Consider the following 14,249-nt stretch of genomic DNA (forward strand, 5'->3'; position numbering starts at 1 on the left):
ATTAAGGAAAGCGACTCCATGGCAGGTAGCGTCAACAAGGTCATTCTGATCGGCAATCTCGGGCAGGACCCGGAAGTGCGCAGCTTCCAGAATGGCGGCAAGGTCTGCAATCTGCGGATCGCCACCAGCGAAAGCTGGAAGGATCGTAATACGGGTGAGCGGCAGGAACGCACCGAATGGCATTCGGTGGCGATTTTCTCCGAAGGGCTTGTCAATGTGGCCGAACGGTTTCTGCGCAAGGGCTCCAAGGTCTATATCGAAGGCCAGCTTCAGACCCGCAAATGGCAGGACCAGAACGGGCAGGACCGTTACACGACCGAAGTGGTGCTACGCGGCTTTAACGGCACGCTGACCATGCTCGACGGCCCCGGAGGCGGTCAGGGCGGCGGTGCTGGCGGTGGTCAGGGCGGCGGTGCCTGGAATCAAGGCGGTGCCTGGAATCAAGGCGGTGGCGGCCAGAGCGGCGGCTGGAATCAGGGTGGAGACAGCTCCTCCTCCGGTGGTGGCTGGAACCAGGGCGGTGGTTCGGGCGGGTCCTCGGGCGGCTGGAATCAGGGCGGCGGTGGCGCGCCCGCCGGTGGCGGCAGCAATTTCGGCGACGATCTGGACGACGATATCCCGTTCTGAGCCTGCCGGCCCGAATGGCTATTCTCTGAACCGCCCAGTCTTTGCAGGCAGTTGTCTTTGCAGAGGCCGGGCGTTTTGCATGAGCCTTGCGGCCATGTCAGTCCTGCGGTGGCGGGCAGGGGCAATCCCTGTCCCTGTGAATGACCGGCGGGATCAATGTGTGATCGAAGGCTTCCACCCGGTCTACCAGCCTGTCGCCGCAATGCAGCGTTTCGAGCTTATAGAGCCCGTCCGTCTCGACATAATTGAGGTAGGAAAGTTCTGCCGGATCGTCCGCCCCGGTTTCGACCGTGGTATAGGTGAGCGGACCTTCATAGCGTTCGGTCTTCAGCCCCGGCCCGTATTGCGGCACCGTCACCGGCTCGGTTACGCGCCAGAGCACCCGGCCATGCCCGTTTTGTCCATGCTGCCATACGCGCTGCCCCAGAAAGCGCCCATCGGCGCTGCGGCGGGTTTCGCGCAGCAAAGAGCCGTCGCGGCCCCATAAACGGGCGGTCCCGACCCGTCGGCCATCCTTCCACAACAAAGTCGATTTTATCGCTCCCGAAGCATACCATTCGGTAACCGGCCCGTCCGGATGGCCCATCGCATAGGTCCCGGCTTCGATGGGATGGCCGTCCCGGTCATAATCGGCATAAGGCCCGTCGCGCTTGCCATCGCGCCAGTGTACTTCGGCGGCCAGCATACCATTGGGATGATAGGTGCGATAAAGCCCTTCCAGTCCTGCACGGCCATAGCGCCATGCCTGCTCCAGCGTTCCGTCGGCAAACCAGCTGCGATAGGGGCCGAACAGGGCACCCTCTTTCCAGTGCTCTTCTTCTGCCAGCGTACCATCGGGAAAGAAGCTGCGGTCCAGACCGTCTTTGCGGCCCGCCCGGCAAAAGAGGCGCCGCTGCAAAGAACCGTCTTCGCGGCGCAATTCGAGAGTGCCGGTGAATGCAGAGCTGCCGGCCTCGGGCGGGGTGCATAAGGCGGCTTCGCGCCGGTCCCGACCGGCATCGAGCGTCAGGACCGGAGAGGCATGAGCGGTCAGCGGCACCAGTGCCGCCAGGCCGATACTCAGAAAGCCGGAAAGCGAACGGAAAGGAAGACGAAGACCGTGCCGCAGGGAAAGCATGGGGCTGGCCTAAAGGGAGAGACGCGCCGATGCAAAGCCGGCTTGCGGTATGCTGTGCCGCAAGTGCGATCCTGCCCGCCTGAAGTTCAGTCCTGATCTTTTTTCAGCGCGGCCAGTGCGGCAAAGGGGCCGGCGGCCTCTTCATCGAGCAGGCCAGCTTCCTGCCTTACCTTGTCTGCATTGGGGCCGGTGAGGAAAGGATCGATAGCCAGAGCGAGGCTTTGTGCAACGGCTTCGCCAAGATCGAAAGCGGTGCCCGAATAGGGGATTTCATCGCAATCCTCTTCTTCAAGCTCCAGCTCCTCTTCGGTGATCCGGCGGTCGGGGACGAAACGAAAAGCGATCGGCTCATCGATCCCGACCGGCAGATCCTCACCCGATACAGCGCAGCTTTGCACGATGGAGGCCTGCATCCGGCCACGCGCCATCACCGCGTCCTTTTCAGGCTCCAGTTCCACTTCGGCCGCCAGGCTGGCGACCCGGACCAGCCCGAATCGCTCGGCCAGCGCAGCGCATTCTTCCTCACTCGCTTCCAGTTTAACCGGATCGTTCCCGATTTGCCGCCGGTCGATCATGCGGGAAAATTCACCTGACTCCGTTTCGCCCGCCGCGGGGCTGCCTTGCTGGGATACACTCATCGTTCAATTCGTCCTTCGAGCAGCGCGGTGCCCGGCATGGCGGCGCAATCCGCTTCCAGCCGGCGCAGCGCTGCTGCCAGTTTTTCCGGTCCGGTATTGTCGACCAGACTTACATTGCGGGTGATGGCCTCGGCCAGTTGCGAATCGCCTTGTTCGGCCAGCCCTTCGCGATAAGCGCCGAGCCTGCCGCCAAGCACGGCCATCAGCCGCCCGATATGTTTGCCCACGACCATGTCGCCGACACCGCTTTCGCGCAATTGCCCGTCCATATCCTCGACGAATAATTCGGTCAGCCATACCGAAGAAGCGATCAGCTCCTCCTCGCGTTCCATACGGATTAGCACGATGGCCAGCGTTGCGGTTATCATGTCGAAACGCCCGGCTACACTGTCTTCCACGCCGCATTGCGCATACCAGTGCGGTTCGCGGGAAATTTCGACGGTCCGGTGCCATAGGGGGCGCAGCGCTTCGCGCGGGTCGGATCGGGAGCGGAAAAGGCGGGAAAGCAGGCTCATGACGCGGTGTCGGTTGTCCATTGTTCAGCGGCGATTAAATTGCCGGAGGCCAAGCGCCATTGCGAAGTGGCGCACATGGCCCTAAGGCTCGCGCTGTAGAATGTGGCACTATCGAAGGCAAATCAAAGCCTCTATTGCCGGAAGTGACGGGCCGACACGGAAGTGGAAAGGGTAGCATGACGCAATTTGGTCGGATCGGGGCAGTGGTGGCCTTGGCGTGTCTGTCGGCTGCCTGCAGTTCGATTACCAATCATCGCGGCTATATTGTCGATGAAACGCTGATGTACGCCATCCAGCCGGGGATCGATAATGAGCGTTCGGTTGAAGGCACGCTGGGCCAGCCGAGTTTCAAGAGCCAGTTCGGTCCGCCGACCTGGTATTATGTTTCCAGCACTACCAAACAGGCGCCTTTCACCACGCCGCATATCGATGCGCAGACGGTTCTGGCGGTAAAGTTCGATAAGGAAGGCAATGTGGTGTCTGCCGACCGGTCGGGCATGGAAAATGTCGTGCGGATCCATCCCAATGGCGATTCCACCCCGACTCTGGGCCGCGAACGCAGCTTCCTGGAAGATCTGTTCGGCAATATCGGCCAGGTGGGCGGTATGCCCGGTGCCGGTGCAGGTGGCGCGGGCGGTCCGGGCACATAAGGCGGCGGCCGGTCATGGGGGCTGCCCCTGATGCGTGGAATAGGACAATAAAGCGGCTTGAACCGTTCTTGCCCGCCTCCCATATGCCGCTCCATGCATGACCAGACAGCGAGCCACGGCCTGACCCAGTGGCATGGTACGACGATCATCGGTGTGAGGAAAAACGGCAAGACCGTGATCGCCGGTGACGGACAGGTTTCCATGGGCAATACGGTGATGAAGCCGAATGCCCGCAAGGTCCGCCGGATCGGTGAAGGCGGGCCGGACAAGGGCAAGGTGATCGCCGGTTTCGCCGGTGCCACCGCCGACGCATTCACGCTGTTCGAGCGGCTCGAACGCAAGCTGGAACAATATTCCGGCCAGTTGCTGCGTTCGGCTGTGGAGCTGGCCAAGGACTGGCGGACCGACAAATATCTCCGCAATCTCGAAGCGCTGATGATCGTAGCGGATAAGGACAGCCTGCTGGTGCTGACCGGCAATGGCGATGTGCTCGAACCCGAAGGCGGTATCGCCGCCATCGGATCGGGCGGCAATTATGCGCTGTCCGCCGCACGGGCGCTTGACGATTATGAAGAGGATGCCGAGGCTATCGCGCGCCGCGCCATGGCGGTGGCTGCCGATATCTGCGTCTTCACCAATGACCGCGTGACGGTCGAAACCATTTGAGATTCATGACAGATCAACTGACTCCCAAGGCGATTGTCGCCGCTCTCGACGAACATATTATCGGCCAGAAAGACGCAAAGCGGGCGGTAGCCGTTGCGCTGCGCAATCGCTGGCGGCGCCAGCAATTGCAGCCCGATCTGCGCGATGAGATCACGCCGAAAAATATTTTGATGATCGGCCCGACCGGTTGCGGCAAAACCGAGATAAGCCGCCGTCTGGCAAAGCTCGCCAATGCCCCTTTCGTGAAAGTGGAAGCGACCAAATTCACCGAAGTCGGCTATGTCGGGCGCGATGTGGAACAGATTGCCCGCGATCTGGCCGAAGAAGCGATCCGGCTGGAAAAGGACCGCCGTCGCGAATCCGTGCGCGAAGCCGCATCGGAAGCGGCGATGGAACGGCTGCTCAATGCGCTGGTCGGCGAAAGCGCGTCCGAAGCGACGCGCGAAAGTTTCCGTCAGCGTATCGTGCAGGATTCGATGAACGATACCGAGGTCGAGATCGAAGTCGAAGACAGCCCCAATATGCCGATGGAAATTCCGGGCATGGGCGGCAATGTCGGGATGATCAATCTGTCCGACATGATGGGCAAGGCTTTCGGCAATCAGAATCTCAAGCGTCGCAAGCTGAAAGTCCCCGACGCGTGGGACAAGCTGGTCGATGAAGAAGCCGAAAAACGGCTGGATCAGGACGATGTGGCGCGTGTCGCTCTTCAGAATGCGCAGGAAAACGGCATCGTCTTTCTCGATGAGATCGACAAGATCGCCGTTTCCGAATCGCGCAGCGGCGGTTCCGTCAGCCGCGAAGGCGTGCAGCGTGACCTGTTGCCGATGATCGAAGGCACCACAGTGGCGACCAAATACGGCCCGATGAAGACCGACCATGTGCTGTTCATCGCCAGCGGGGCGTTCCATGTCGCCAAACCTTCGGACATGCTGCCCGAATTGCAGGGCCGTCTGCCGATCCGGGTGGAGCTGGCTGCGCTGACGGAAGAGGATTTCGTTTCGATCCTCAGCGATACGCGGGCCAATCTGATCGACCAGTATCAGGCGCTGATCGGCACCGAGCAGGTGACGCTGACTTTCACCGGGGATGCGATCCGCGAAATCGCGCGCCTTGCTGCGCAGGTGAATGAAAGTGTCGAGAATATCGGTGCGCGCCGTTTGCAGACCGTGATGGAGCGCCTGCTGGAAGAACTGAGCTTCGATGCCGAGGATCGCCGGGGTGAAACCGTGACGGTGGATGCCGATTATGTGCGTGAAAAGCTCTCGAATCTCGTGCAGGATACCAATCTGAGCAAATATATCCTCTGACGGAGCCTATCGCATGAGCACGACCCCGCCCGACGGCAAGCCGATCTATCGCTGCCTTACCGGCCCGGATGACGACACATTCTGCAAGCGTGTCTCGCAGGCGCTGGAAGATGGTTGGGAACTGCATGGCTCGCCCGCTCTGACCTTCAATGGCGAACGGGTGATCTGTGCGCAGGCCGTCATCTGGAAGGGCTTTATCGGCTGAGGCGCAAGCCGGGGCAGCGCTCAGGGCGTGCCAGTGAGAAAAAGGCCGGCGGATCGTTGCGATCCGCCGGCCTTTTCTATGCGCTCTTCCTATGGACTCCCAAGCCGGGTCAGGGATGCGGGGCGAGGCCGATCTCGACCCCGGTCTTGTCCGTATTGGCATAGCGATCGACCAGATCGGCGCTTGCCCGGTTGAGACCGAGCACCTGCACGCTGCGTCCGTTGCGGCGCATTCGTTCCACCACCTTGTCGAGCGCATCGATGGCGGAAATGTCCCAGAAATGCGCGCCGGTCACATCGATCACCACATGGTCGGCGGGGTCGGGCCGGGTGCTTTCGGGGCCGAGCGCCTGCTGGAACCGGTCGACCGAAGCGAAGAAGATTTGCCCGGTGACGGTATAAAGCGCGTGGTCGGCTTCGCGCGTGCGCACCACATGCGACATGTTGCGCACCTTATAGGCGAAGAACACGCCCGAGAGCAGCACGCCGATCACCACGCCCAGCGCGAGATTATGCGTGGCGACCACCACCACGACCGTCGCCAGCATGACGAAGGAGGAGGTCAGCGGATGGACGCGCAGATTGGGGATCGAATTCCAGCTGAATGTGCCGATAGAGACCATAATCATCACCGCCACCAGTGAAGGCATCGGCACCTGCCCGACAATCGGGCCGAGCAGCGAAAGCAGGATCAGCAGCACCAGACCGGCCGTGAAGGTAGACAATCGTCCGCGTCCGCCCGAGGTCACATTGATGACCGATTGCCCGATCATCGCGCAGCCGCCCATACCACCGAAACAGGCTGCGGCCATATTGGCCAGGCCCTGACCGCCGCATTCGCGGCGTTTGTCGCTGTCCGTATGCGTCATATCGTCGACGATCTGTGCGGTCATCAGCGATTCGAGCAGACCTACCGCCGCCATGGTCAGCGAATAGGGGAAGATGATTTGCAGGGTTTCCCAGTTGAGCGGCACATCCGGCAGCACGAAATAGGGCATGCCCTCGGGCAGCTTGCCCATATCGCTTACCGTATTGACCGGCAGGCCCAGCGATATCGAAATGATGCTCAGCACGATAATGGCCACCAGCGGGGACGGCACGGCCGTGGTCAGGCGCGGCAGCAGGTAAATGATCGCAAGGCCGCCCGTGACCATGGCATAGGTTTCCCAGCTCACATTGGTCAGCTGCGGAAGCTGCGCCATGAAGATCAGAATCGCCAGCGCATTGACGAAGCCGGTAATGACCGAGCGCGACACGAACTGCATCAACAGGTCGAGACGTAGCAATCCGGCGATGAGCTGGAGAATGCCCATCAGGATCGTCGCGGCGAAAAGATAGTCCACACCATATTGCCGCACCAGAGGTACCACCACCACGGCCACGGCAGCGGTCGCGGCGGAAATCATGCCGGTGCGCCCGCCGGTAAAGGCGATCACCATGGCAATCACCACCGAGGCATACAGCCCCACCCGCGGATCGACCCCGGCAATCACCGAAAAGCCGATGGCTTCGGGAATAAGGGCCAGCGCCACAACGATTCCGGCGAGAATATCGGCTCTGGGATGGGACAGCCAGTCGCGCTTTAGCGTCTCGGGTAAACTCATGAGATGATCCGTATGGCCAGACATGCGGCGCCATAGCGCTGCATTGTGCAGATAAAATGTCGGAAAGCCCCCCTGCAGGGCCTCACCCGCCTAAACCCATCTGGCAACCCATTGCAACCCTGCGTTTTTGCGTGTGAGCGGAGTTTGGAGAGAATGGTGTGAGCCGGGCTATCGGGAATCGAAGATCCTCAGGACACTTCCTCCACCCGTTCATTCGCCTGCCTTGACCACATTTCGGCATAGAGCCCGTCATGCCGCAGGAGTTGCTGGTGGGAGCCGCTTTCGGCGAGGCGCCCTTTATCCAGCACGAAAATCGTGTCGGCATCGGCGATGGTGGAAAGGCGGTGGGCGATGGCTATGCTGGTGCGGTTGCGGGATACGCGGCGCAGGGTGCCGGTGATTTCCTGCTCGGTGCGGGTGTCGAGCGCGCTGGTCGCTTCATCGAGCAGCAGGATGGGCGGGTCTTTCAGCAAGGTGCGCGCAATCGCCACACGCTGCTTTTCGCCACCCGATAATTTCAGCCCGCGTTCGCCCACTTCCGTGTCGAATCCTTCGGGCAGAGAGCGGATAAAGGGCAGGATTGCGGCATCTGCGGCGGCTCTGGCAATGGCCTCTGCACTCGCATCTTCGCGGCCATAGCCGATATTATAGCCGATGGTGTCGTTGAATAGCACGCTGTCCTGCGGAACGATCCCGATGGCGGCGCGCAGGCTTTCCTGCGTGACGCTGGCGATATCCTGCCCGTCGATCAGAATGCGGCCCGATTGCGGATCGTAAAAGCGGAAAAGCAGCCGCCCGATCGTCGATTTGCCCGCACCCGAGGGGCCGACAATCGCCACCTGCGCACCCGCAGGCACTTCGAAACTGAGGCCGTGGAGAATATCGCGGTCCTGTTCATAGCCGAACACCACATTGTCGAACACGACCGTCGGCTGGCGGACCAGCAGCGCCGGTGCGCCGGGGGCATCGCTCACTTCCACCGGCGTATCGATCAGGCGGAACATGGCGGCCATGTCGATCAGCCCCTGCCGGATCGTACGATAGACCCAGCCCAGCATGTCGAGCGGGCGGAAAAGCTGCATCAGATAGGTGTTGATGAGGACCAGATCGCCCACGCTGAAGCGCCCCGTGCTCCAGCCCCAGACGGTGAAGGCCATCGCGCCGCCCATCATCAGATTCATGATGACCGCCTGCACGATATTGAGCACGCCGAGCGAATTTTCCGATTTGATCGCCGCTTTGGCATAGGCCCTTGCGGCGGACGCGTAGCGCTCCTGCTCGCGCTGTTCGGCCCCGAAATATTTGACCGTTTCGTAATTGAGCAGCGAATCCACCGCCCGGGCCAGCGCGCGGCCGTCCAGTTCGTTCATTTCATGGCGCAATTTGGTGCGCCATTCGGTAATCATGCGGGTGATATAGATATAAGCCACGATGGTGAGCGCGGTCGCCGCTACAATCGGCCAGCCGAATTTGACATAGAAAATGCCCCCCACGATCAGCAGTTCGATGGCGGTGGGCATGATATTGAACAGCAGGAAATAGAGCATCGTGTCGATACTCTTGGTGCCGCGTTCGATGATCTTGGTGACTTCGCCGGTGCGGCGCGAGAGATGGAAGCGCAGGCTCAGCCGGTGGAGCCGCTGGAACACGTCCTCGGTCAGATGCCGTACCGCATCCTGCCCGACCCGCTCGAAAATGATATTGCGGATATTGTCGAAAGCGACCGTGGCGAAACGCCCCGCGCCATAGGCGATCACCAGAGCCATGGCGACCCAGAAGGCCGGATCGGCATCGTCCGACATCGCATCCACCGCCCCGGCATAGGCGAAAGGCAGAGTCAGCACGACAATCTTGGCCAGCACCACAAAGACAATCGCCCAGCCGATCCGCCAGCGCAGATCGGGCCGGTCCTTCGGCCAGAGATAAGGCAGGAAACGGCGGACGGTTGCCCAGTCCGCGTGACGGCCGGAGGCGCTATCGCCTGATGTGTCTGGTGGCATCTGCCCTATGTAGGAATGTGAGTGGGATTCGCAAATCCGGAGTGTGGCTGAATCCCTAATTCGCCGGGCGAGCGCCTTTGGCCTTTGCCAGCAGAGGCTGGGCCACCCGCAGGATTTCCTCATAGGCCGGGTGCCGCAGCAACCACAGGCCGATCAGCCACAGCACCACTCCGCATCCTGCGCTGGCGAGGATTTGCAGCGCCCCCGCTTCTCGTGGGCCATCGGCGTAATGGAAGAATGCCAGCGACGGCACGATGGCCAGCCCGGTCAGCACAAGGCTGCGCAGCTGCACATTGGCCCAGTCTTTCCAGGAAAAGCCCACCATCCGCCGCAGGAAAGTGATGAAGTTCACAGTCCACAAAACGCCATGCACGATGCGCGATGCGGCAATCGCTCCCAGTCCAAAGGGCGCGGCGAGAGCCAGCAGGGTGATGGCGACCACCACATCCACGATATTGCGGATGACGAGCTCCTTCTTGTGATCCAGCAGAACGCCAAGGTCGGCGATCATCGGCATGGCGACAAAGAACATCTGCGCCAGGCTGAGACGGAAGAGCAGCGGCGCGCTGTCGATCCACTTCGGGCCGTAGAGCAGGTTCACCACCGGCTCCGACAGAACAGCAAGCCCTGCGAGGGCCGGCCACATGATCGCACTGAAGATGGCGGCGATGCGCAAATAGGGCGGGCCAAGCGGTTTGCCCTCTTCGCGAATCTTGCGGAAGGCGGGCAGGAAGACACCGCCAACCGCGCCGACCAGCAGCAGGCGGACCTGTAGGGCCAGCCCCGTCGCGCGGGTATAAAGACCAGCGGACGCGGCGCCGAGGATTCGGCCAATGACCAGTTCCGGCGCGCTGGCGGCAATATTGGCACAAGTGACGAGCACGGTGTTCGTTCCGCCAAAGCTCAGCACCCGGCCCGGTTTGTGCAGGCTGGGCGGCCAGGGGGAGATCCAGCCTGCCCGCCATTGCGCGATCAGCGCGCGGGCGGCCTGCTGAGCCAGTGCGCCGCAGGCGAGCGCCATCGCGCCCCAGCCATCCCGCCCCAGATAGAGCGCCACGGCCGAATTGGCGGCGGTCGCCCCCACGGTAATCATGGCGCTGGACCGGAAATCGAGTTCTCTCTGGCGCAGGGCCTGCGGGACAATGGCAAAGGGCACGAGGAAATAGGACGCGGCTATCACCAGCGTCAGCGCGAACAGGCGCGCTTCGCCATAATAGGCCGCCATGGGCCAGGCGAGGCCAAGGCAGACAAAGGCAATCGCCCAGCTGATGCCAAGCGAAACGGTGTAGCTGGTCTGCAGCTTTTGCGGGGTCAGGTCCGCCTCCCCGCAGACATAGCGGTTCACCCCGAAATCCTGCAGCGAAGCTAGCAGGCTGATCGCGGCAAAGGCAATGGAGAACAGGCCCAGCTGTTCGGGCGAAATAAAATAGCGGGCCAGAATCAGGCTGGTCACGAATTGCATCGCGAAAGAGGCGTATTGCGCCCCCATGGCCCAGCTTGCCGCGTTGCGGATGTTCATCGCCCGTGTCTCCCTCAGGCCCTGGCCAATACCATGGCAAGCTTCAGGGAGGCGAGAGGGTGCCCGGCGCGAAGCAGTCGCACAGCCATGCGCCATAAATCCTTGCTGGCGCCCGTGTCGCGCGCATAGCCGGCCAGAACAGGGAAGCCTTCACCCGCCAGCATGGCAGGGGAATAGCGGATGCGGTCCACAATCCGGTGGCGGGCGAGGGCATCGGCCCCTTCCATATCGAAAAGGGTATCCAGCGTGCCAACCGTGGGAAGAGCATCCAACCCGTCCACCGGATCAGGCTGCCCCTCAAGTCGTGCCTTGCAGGATAGCCATGCGACCACGGCCGATTGCGTCTGCGCCATGGCGTTGCGCGTGCTCACCTGTGTCGGGTGGATGCGGTAATAGAGAAGGATGTCCGGCAGGTTCGCCAACCGGGTCCGCGTATGCAGCCTAAGATAGAGGTCGTAATCCTGCGCAAAGCGGAAGGGGCGGCGGTAACCACCCACTGCGCGCAGCAGCTCCGTCCGCGCAATCACGGTCGGGTTGCGCAGGGGGATGCCGTTCTCCCTGTCGACGATGATCGCCTCATGGGTCTGTTCAATGGTGCTTTCCGGGGCGGGCAGCAGCGTGCCGTCCTCCGTCATGTTCTGGGCCATACCGCCCAGCACGCCGCAATCGGGATTCGCCGCCAAAAACGCCATCTGCTTTTCGAATCGATCTGGCAGGGCGATGTCGTCGCTGTCCATCACTGCGATCCACGGCGCGCGCGCTCCGGCCAGCAGGGCATTGAGCGCAGGTACCCGGCCTTTCTCAAGAGAGGGCAGCACACGGATGCGCTTATCCTCTGCTGCGCGTTCGGCAATGATGGTTGCCGTGCCGTCGGTGGACTGGTCATCAATGATAAGCAGTTCAAAATCGCTAAAACTCTGCGACAGGATGCTGTCTATCGCATCGCCGACATAGGGCTCGACATTATAGGCCGTCATCAGGACGCTGATCTGGGGGCTGGTCATCGTGTGTCCTTCAGCCGCCTATCAGCGCCATAACAAGGCGTAGCGCCTTGGCCGGGTGGCCGTGTTTCAGCAAACGCGCGCTCAGCCGCCAGAGCGGGGCCTTGTTCTTGCTCTCGCGCGCATGGGCGATCAGCAGGGGCCAGCCTTGGCCTGCCAGAAGCTCTGGCGTGTAGATCGTGCGTTCAATCACCCGACGACGGACATAGGCCGCGCTGCCGGGGTCAAAGATAGTGTCCAGCTCTTCAATAGAAGGAAGCGCTTCCTGCCCTTCGGTGGGGTCAGGCCGTCCGGCCAGCCTTTCGCAATGGGCCAGCCAGGCAATGGCGGCGTTGGCTGTCTGCTCTATGACATGGGCAGTGCTCACTTGGCCGGGATAGATGCGGTAGGAGGTCAACGCCTCTTCCAGATTGGCCAGTTTGGTCACTTGCGACAGGCGCAGCCAGAGGTCGTAATCCTCGGCGTGTCTGTAAGCCTTGCGATAGCCGCCAATGGACTGGATCGCCTCGCGGGAAAGAACCACCGCATTGTGATTCAGCAGGGGGCCGCTTTCCAGATTGGCGACTATTCCCTCATGCGTCAGTGGACGGTCGATCTTGGGGCGCCAGTAAGGGGCGCCCTTCTCGTCAATTACCGTGCAGTTGCAGCTGACCGCGCCGTGATCCTGATGGCTTTCCAGAAAAGCCATCTCCTTCTCGAACCGATCGGCAGAGCAGGTGTCGTCGCTGTCCATCAACGCCAGCCAGGGCGCGCGGGCTTCCGAGATCAGCCGGTTGAGCGCCGGCACACGGCCCTTCTTTCCATGAGGCAGGACGCGGATGCGCGAATCCTGTTCGGCGCGCTGCTGTATGACGGACAGGGAATCGTCCGTAGACAGGTCATCCACGATCAGGAATTCAAAGTCCGTAAGGGTCTGAGCCAGAATGCTGTCTATCGCGGCGCCGACAAAGGGGCCGTCATTATAGACGCTCATCAGAACGGAAATGCGCGGAGGCGTCATCAATCAGGCTGCCTTCTTGTTGGCGGAAAAGGTGAAACTGCGGAAGGATTGCCCCCCGCGTCGGTGGGTGTGACGCCGCCATGCCAGCATGGCTGGAGCAAGGGAGGGGAATATCCTCCAGATTCGCATGGACAGCTTCCAAGCGAGCGAGGTCGGATGGTCGACGTCGTTCCCGGCGATCTTCTCCAGTCCATCGTGCACCTTGCCGTCCAGGATCATGTCGATGGCATCTTCAAACCGCAGGGCGCGCCGGTTCTTTTCCAGCAGTTGGTGAACAAGCGCAGTCTCAGGCTGGCCGCCAATCAGTTGCAGCACTTTTTCATAAGCGCGGATGTTGCCGCGTAACATCTTGCCCATATGCCCGGATGCAGAGCCTTCCCGCACACGGTAGGCCCCAAGAATGGCGTCTACATAGAGAGCGTGTCCGCCCAAAGCCATCAGGCGGAACCACAGGTCCAGATCTTCAGCCTGGGCCATGGCTTCGTCAAAGCCGCCGATCCGCTCATAATCGGCCCGACGGAAGGTGGAGCCGATATAGACGTTGAAACTGCGATCCAGAACATCGGCGAGTGAACCCGTCCGCCCGTCTTCATTCCCCTGCTTATCTTGGACAATAGGCACCTCTTGGGAGATCGATCCAAACAGGCGTGCATTGCAGGTCGCAAGGCGAGCGTCCTTGTCCGCTTCCATAAGGGGAACAATCCTAGCCAGGTAGTCCGGCTCAAACCGGTCGTCGCCATCCAGCAGGGCAATCAGCGGAGCCTTGCAGGACGCGATCGCCGTATTGCGGGCGGACGAGACACCCCGGTTGGCTGTCTTGAGGAAGCGGATGCGGGAATCGGACAGGAAAGGCTCAACGGCGCTCGTGACATCGTCCGGAGAGCCATCATCAATAACCACGCATTCCCAATCCTCCATGGTCTGCGCCTCAAGCGAGGAAAGCGCTTCGCCAACAACATCGGCAACACCATAGGCCGGCACGATAACAGCGACACGTGCAGAGGCGCTGTCACTATATGGTCTATCCTTGGGGGGAAGAGGCTCGTCGATCATGAAGGCTCTATAAGAGAGTGGCTGATAACAATTGGTTTAACATGTGATGACCCATGGTCCGTCGGCAATCATTGACCGGTCGGACAAAAATGGCGAAAATCCGTCAATCCAAAAAAACTGAAACAATTTTGCAAAAAAGGGCTTGCCCGAATCCTGCATGCCCCGTAGAGGGCTGCTCACCGGACGGGAACGACGCTTCAACGGCTCGCAACTGACCCGGTCGCCAACAGGAACGGGATATTGGTCCTCCGGGAGGAATTTCGGGGATTATTTTTCTGTTTTTGTATTGGTGTGATCTTTGACATTGTAGTTATATGATGAAGGGACATGTGGGCGACGGCGTCC

The 14,249-nt window shown here is 61.1% G+C and carries 14 protein-coding genes; 5 read left to right on the forward strand and 9 right to left on the reverse strand.

Going from position 1 to position 14,249, the window contains the following annotated elements; translation table 11 throughout:
• Positions 1–18: 18 nt before the first annotated feature.
• Positions 19–627 carry a single-stranded DNA-binding protein gene (gene ssb, locus D6851_RS11805; protein ID WP_120325070.1) on the forward strand — a complete coding sequence of 203 codons (609 nt, stop codon included), beginning with the start codon at positions 19–21 and terminating at the stop codon, positions 625–627.
• Positions 628–724: 97 nt separating this feature from the next.
• Here ssb and D6851_RS11810 read toward each other — a convergent pair whose 3' ends face one another.
• The 3 genes from D6851_RS11810 to D6851_RS11820 all read right to left on the reverse strand — a co-directional run bounded on the left by D6851_RS11810 (position 725) and on the right by D6851_RS11820 (position 2,897).
• Complete coding sequence (locus D6851_RS11810) at positions 725–1,744, reverse strand: toxin-antitoxin system YwqK family antitoxin (protein WP_120325071.1); 1,020 nt, start codon at positions 1,742–1,744, stop codon at positions 725–727.
• 86 nt (positions 1,745–1,830) lie between these two features.
• A complete protein-coding gene (locus tag D6851_RS11815) occupies positions 1,831–2,382 on the reverse strand; it encodes a YceD family protein (protein ID WP_120325072.1) in 552 nt (183 codons plus the stop codon).
• Positions 2,379–2,897, reverse strand: a complete 519-nt coding sequence (locus D6851_RS11820) for a ubiquinol-cytochrome C chaperone family protein (protein ID WP_120325073.1) — start codon at positions 2,895–2,897, stop codon at positions 2,379–2,381. The genes D6851_RS11815 and D6851_RS11820 overlap by 4 nt, the downstream gene beginning before the upstream one ends.
• A 176-nt stretch (positions 2,898–3,073) precedes the next feature.
• Between D6851_RS11820 and D6851_RS11825 the strand changes: the two genes are divergently transcribed.
• The 4 genes from D6851_RS11825 (at position 3,074) to D6851_RS11840 (ending at position 5,728) form a co-directional block, all read left to right on the forward strand.
• Positions 3,074–3,547: an outer membrane protein assembly factor BamE gene (locus tag D6851_RS11825; RefSeq protein WP_120325074.1), complete on the forward strand. Its 474-nt coding sequence runs from the start codon at positions 3,074–3,076 to the stop codon at positions 3,545–3,547.
• A 93-nt stretch (positions 3,548–3,640) separates the two neighbouring features.
• Complete coding sequence (hslV, locus tag D6851_RS11830; RefSeq protein ID WP_120325075.1) at positions 3,641–4,213, forward strand: ATP-dependent protease subunit HslV; 573 nt, start codon at positions 3,641–3,643, stop codon at positions 4,211–4,213.
• Positions 4,214–4,218: 5 nt separating this feature from the next.
• Complete coding sequence (gene hslU / locus D6851_RS11835) at positions 4,219–5,523, forward strand: ATP-dependent protease ATPase subunit HslU (RefSeq protein WP_120325076.1); 1,305 nt, start codon at positions 4,219–4,221, stop codon at positions 5,521–5,523.
• Between the two features lie 13 nt (positions 5,524–5,536).
• The gene (locus D6851_RS11840; RefSeq protein ID WP_120325077.1) at positions 5,537–5,728 is read left to right on the forward strand and encodes a DUF1737 domain-containing protein; all 192 of its coding nucleotides are present in this window, start codon (positions 5,537–5,539) and stop codon (positions 5,726–5,728) included.
• Between the two features lie 109 nt (positions 5,729–5,837).
• On the opposite strand, the gene D6851_RS11845 is transcribed toward D6851_RS11840, so the two are convergent.
• From D6851_RS11845 to D6851_RS11870, 6 genes are all read right to left on the reverse strand, one after another.
• Complete coding sequence (locus D6851_RS11845; RefSeq protein ID WP_183030078.1) at positions 5,838–7,331, reverse strand: SulP family inorganic anion transporter; 1,494 nt, start codon at positions 7,329–7,331, stop codon at positions 5,838–5,840.
• Positions 7,332–7,519: 188 nt separating this feature from the next.
• Positions 7,520–9,331, reverse strand: coding sequence for an ABCB family ABC transporter ATP-binding protein/permease (locus tag D6851_RS11850; protein WP_120325079.1), 1,812 nt, complete (start codon positions 9,329–9,331; stop codon positions 7,520–7,522).
• 55 nt (positions 9,332–9,386) lie between these two features.
• The gene (locus D6851_RS11855) at positions 9,387–10,850 is read right to left on the reverse strand and encodes an oligosaccharide flippase family protein (protein WP_183030079.1); all 1,464 of its coding nucleotides are present in this window, start codon (positions 10,848–10,850) and stop codon (positions 9,387–9,389) included.
• A gap of 14 nt (positions 10,851–10,864) precedes the next feature.
• Complete coding sequence (locus D6851_RS11860; RefSeq protein WP_120325081.1) at positions 10,865–11,854, reverse strand: glycosyltransferase family 2 protein; 990 nt, start codon at positions 11,852–11,854, stop codon at positions 10,865–10,867.
• A gap of 10 nt (positions 11,855–11,864) precedes the next feature.
• Positions 11,865–12,851 (reverse strand): glycosyltransferase family 2 protein, encoded by a 987-nt coding sequence (locus D6851_RS11865; protein WP_120325082.1) that lies wholly within the window; start codon positions 12,849–12,851, stop codon positions 11,865–11,867.
• A gap of 3 nt (positions 12,852–12,854) precedes the next feature.
• Complete coding sequence (locus tag D6851_RS11870) at positions 12,855–13,904, reverse strand: glycosyltransferase family A protein (protein WP_120325083.1); 1,050 nt, start codon at positions 13,902–13,904, stop codon at positions 12,855–12,857.
• Between the last annotated feature and the right edge of the window lie 345 nt (positions 13,905–14,249).

This window comes from Altericroceibacterium spongiae (genome assembly GCF_003610805.1).
Lineage (GTDB): Bacteria > Pseudomonadota > Alphaproteobacteria > Sphingomonadales > Sphingomonadaceae > Altericroceibacterium > Altericroceibacterium spongiae.

Coding starts and splice junctions, on each gene's coding strand:
- hslV (WP_120325075.1), top strand. CDS start 3,641: ATGCATGACCAGACAGCGAGCCACGGCCTGACCCAGTGGCATGGTACG.
- D6851_RS11840 (WP_120325077.1), top strand. CDS start 5,537: ATGAGCACGACCCCGCCCGACGGCAAGCCGATCTATCGCTGCCTTACC.
- D6851_RS11825 (WP_120325074.1), top strand. CDS start 3,074: ATGACGCAATTTGGTCGGATCGGGGCAGTGGTGGCCTTGGCGTGTCTG.
- D6851_RS11870 (WP_120325083.1), bottom strand. CDS start 13,904: ATGATCGACGAGCCTCTTCCCCCCAAGGATAGACCATATAGTGACAGC.
- D6851_RS11860 (WP_120325081.1), bottom strand. CDS start 11,854: ATGACCAGCCCCCAGATCAGCGTCCTGATGACGGCCTATAATGTCGAG.
- D6851_RS11810 (WP_120325071.1), bottom strand. CDS start 1,744: ATGCTTTCCCTGCGGCACGGTCTTCGTCTTCCTTTCCGTTCGCTTTCC.
- D6851_RS11850 (WP_120325079.1), bottom strand. CDS start 9,331: ATGCCACCAGACACATCAGGCGATAGCGCCTCCGGCCGTCACGCGGAC.
- D6851_RS11820 (WP_120325073.1), bottom strand. CDS start 2,897: ATGAGCCTGCTTTCCCGCCTTTTCCGCTCCCGATCCGACCCGCGCGAA.
- D6851_RS11815 (WP_120325072.1), bottom strand. CDS start 2,382: ATGAGTGTATCCCAGCAAGGCAGCCCCGCGGCGGGCGAAACGGAGTCA.
- hslU (WP_120325076.1), top strand. CDS start 4,219: ATGACAGATCAACTGACTCCCAAGGCGATTGTCGCCGCTCTCGACGAA.
- D6851_RS11845 (WP_183030078.1), bottom strand. CDS start 7,331: ATGAGTTTACCCGAGACGCTAAAGCGCGACTGGCTGTCCCATCCCAGA.
- D6851_RS11865 (WP_120325082.1), bottom strand. CDS start 12,851: ATGACGCCTCCGCGCATTTCCGTTCTGATGAGCGTCTATAATGACGGC.
- D6851_RS11855 (WP_183030079.1), bottom strand. CDS start 10,850: ATGAACATCCGCAACGCGGCAAGCTGGGCCATGGGGGCGCAATACGCC.
- ssb (WP_120325070.1), top strand. CDS start 19: ATGGCAGGTAGCGTCAACAAGGTCATTCTGATCGGCAATCTCGGGCAG.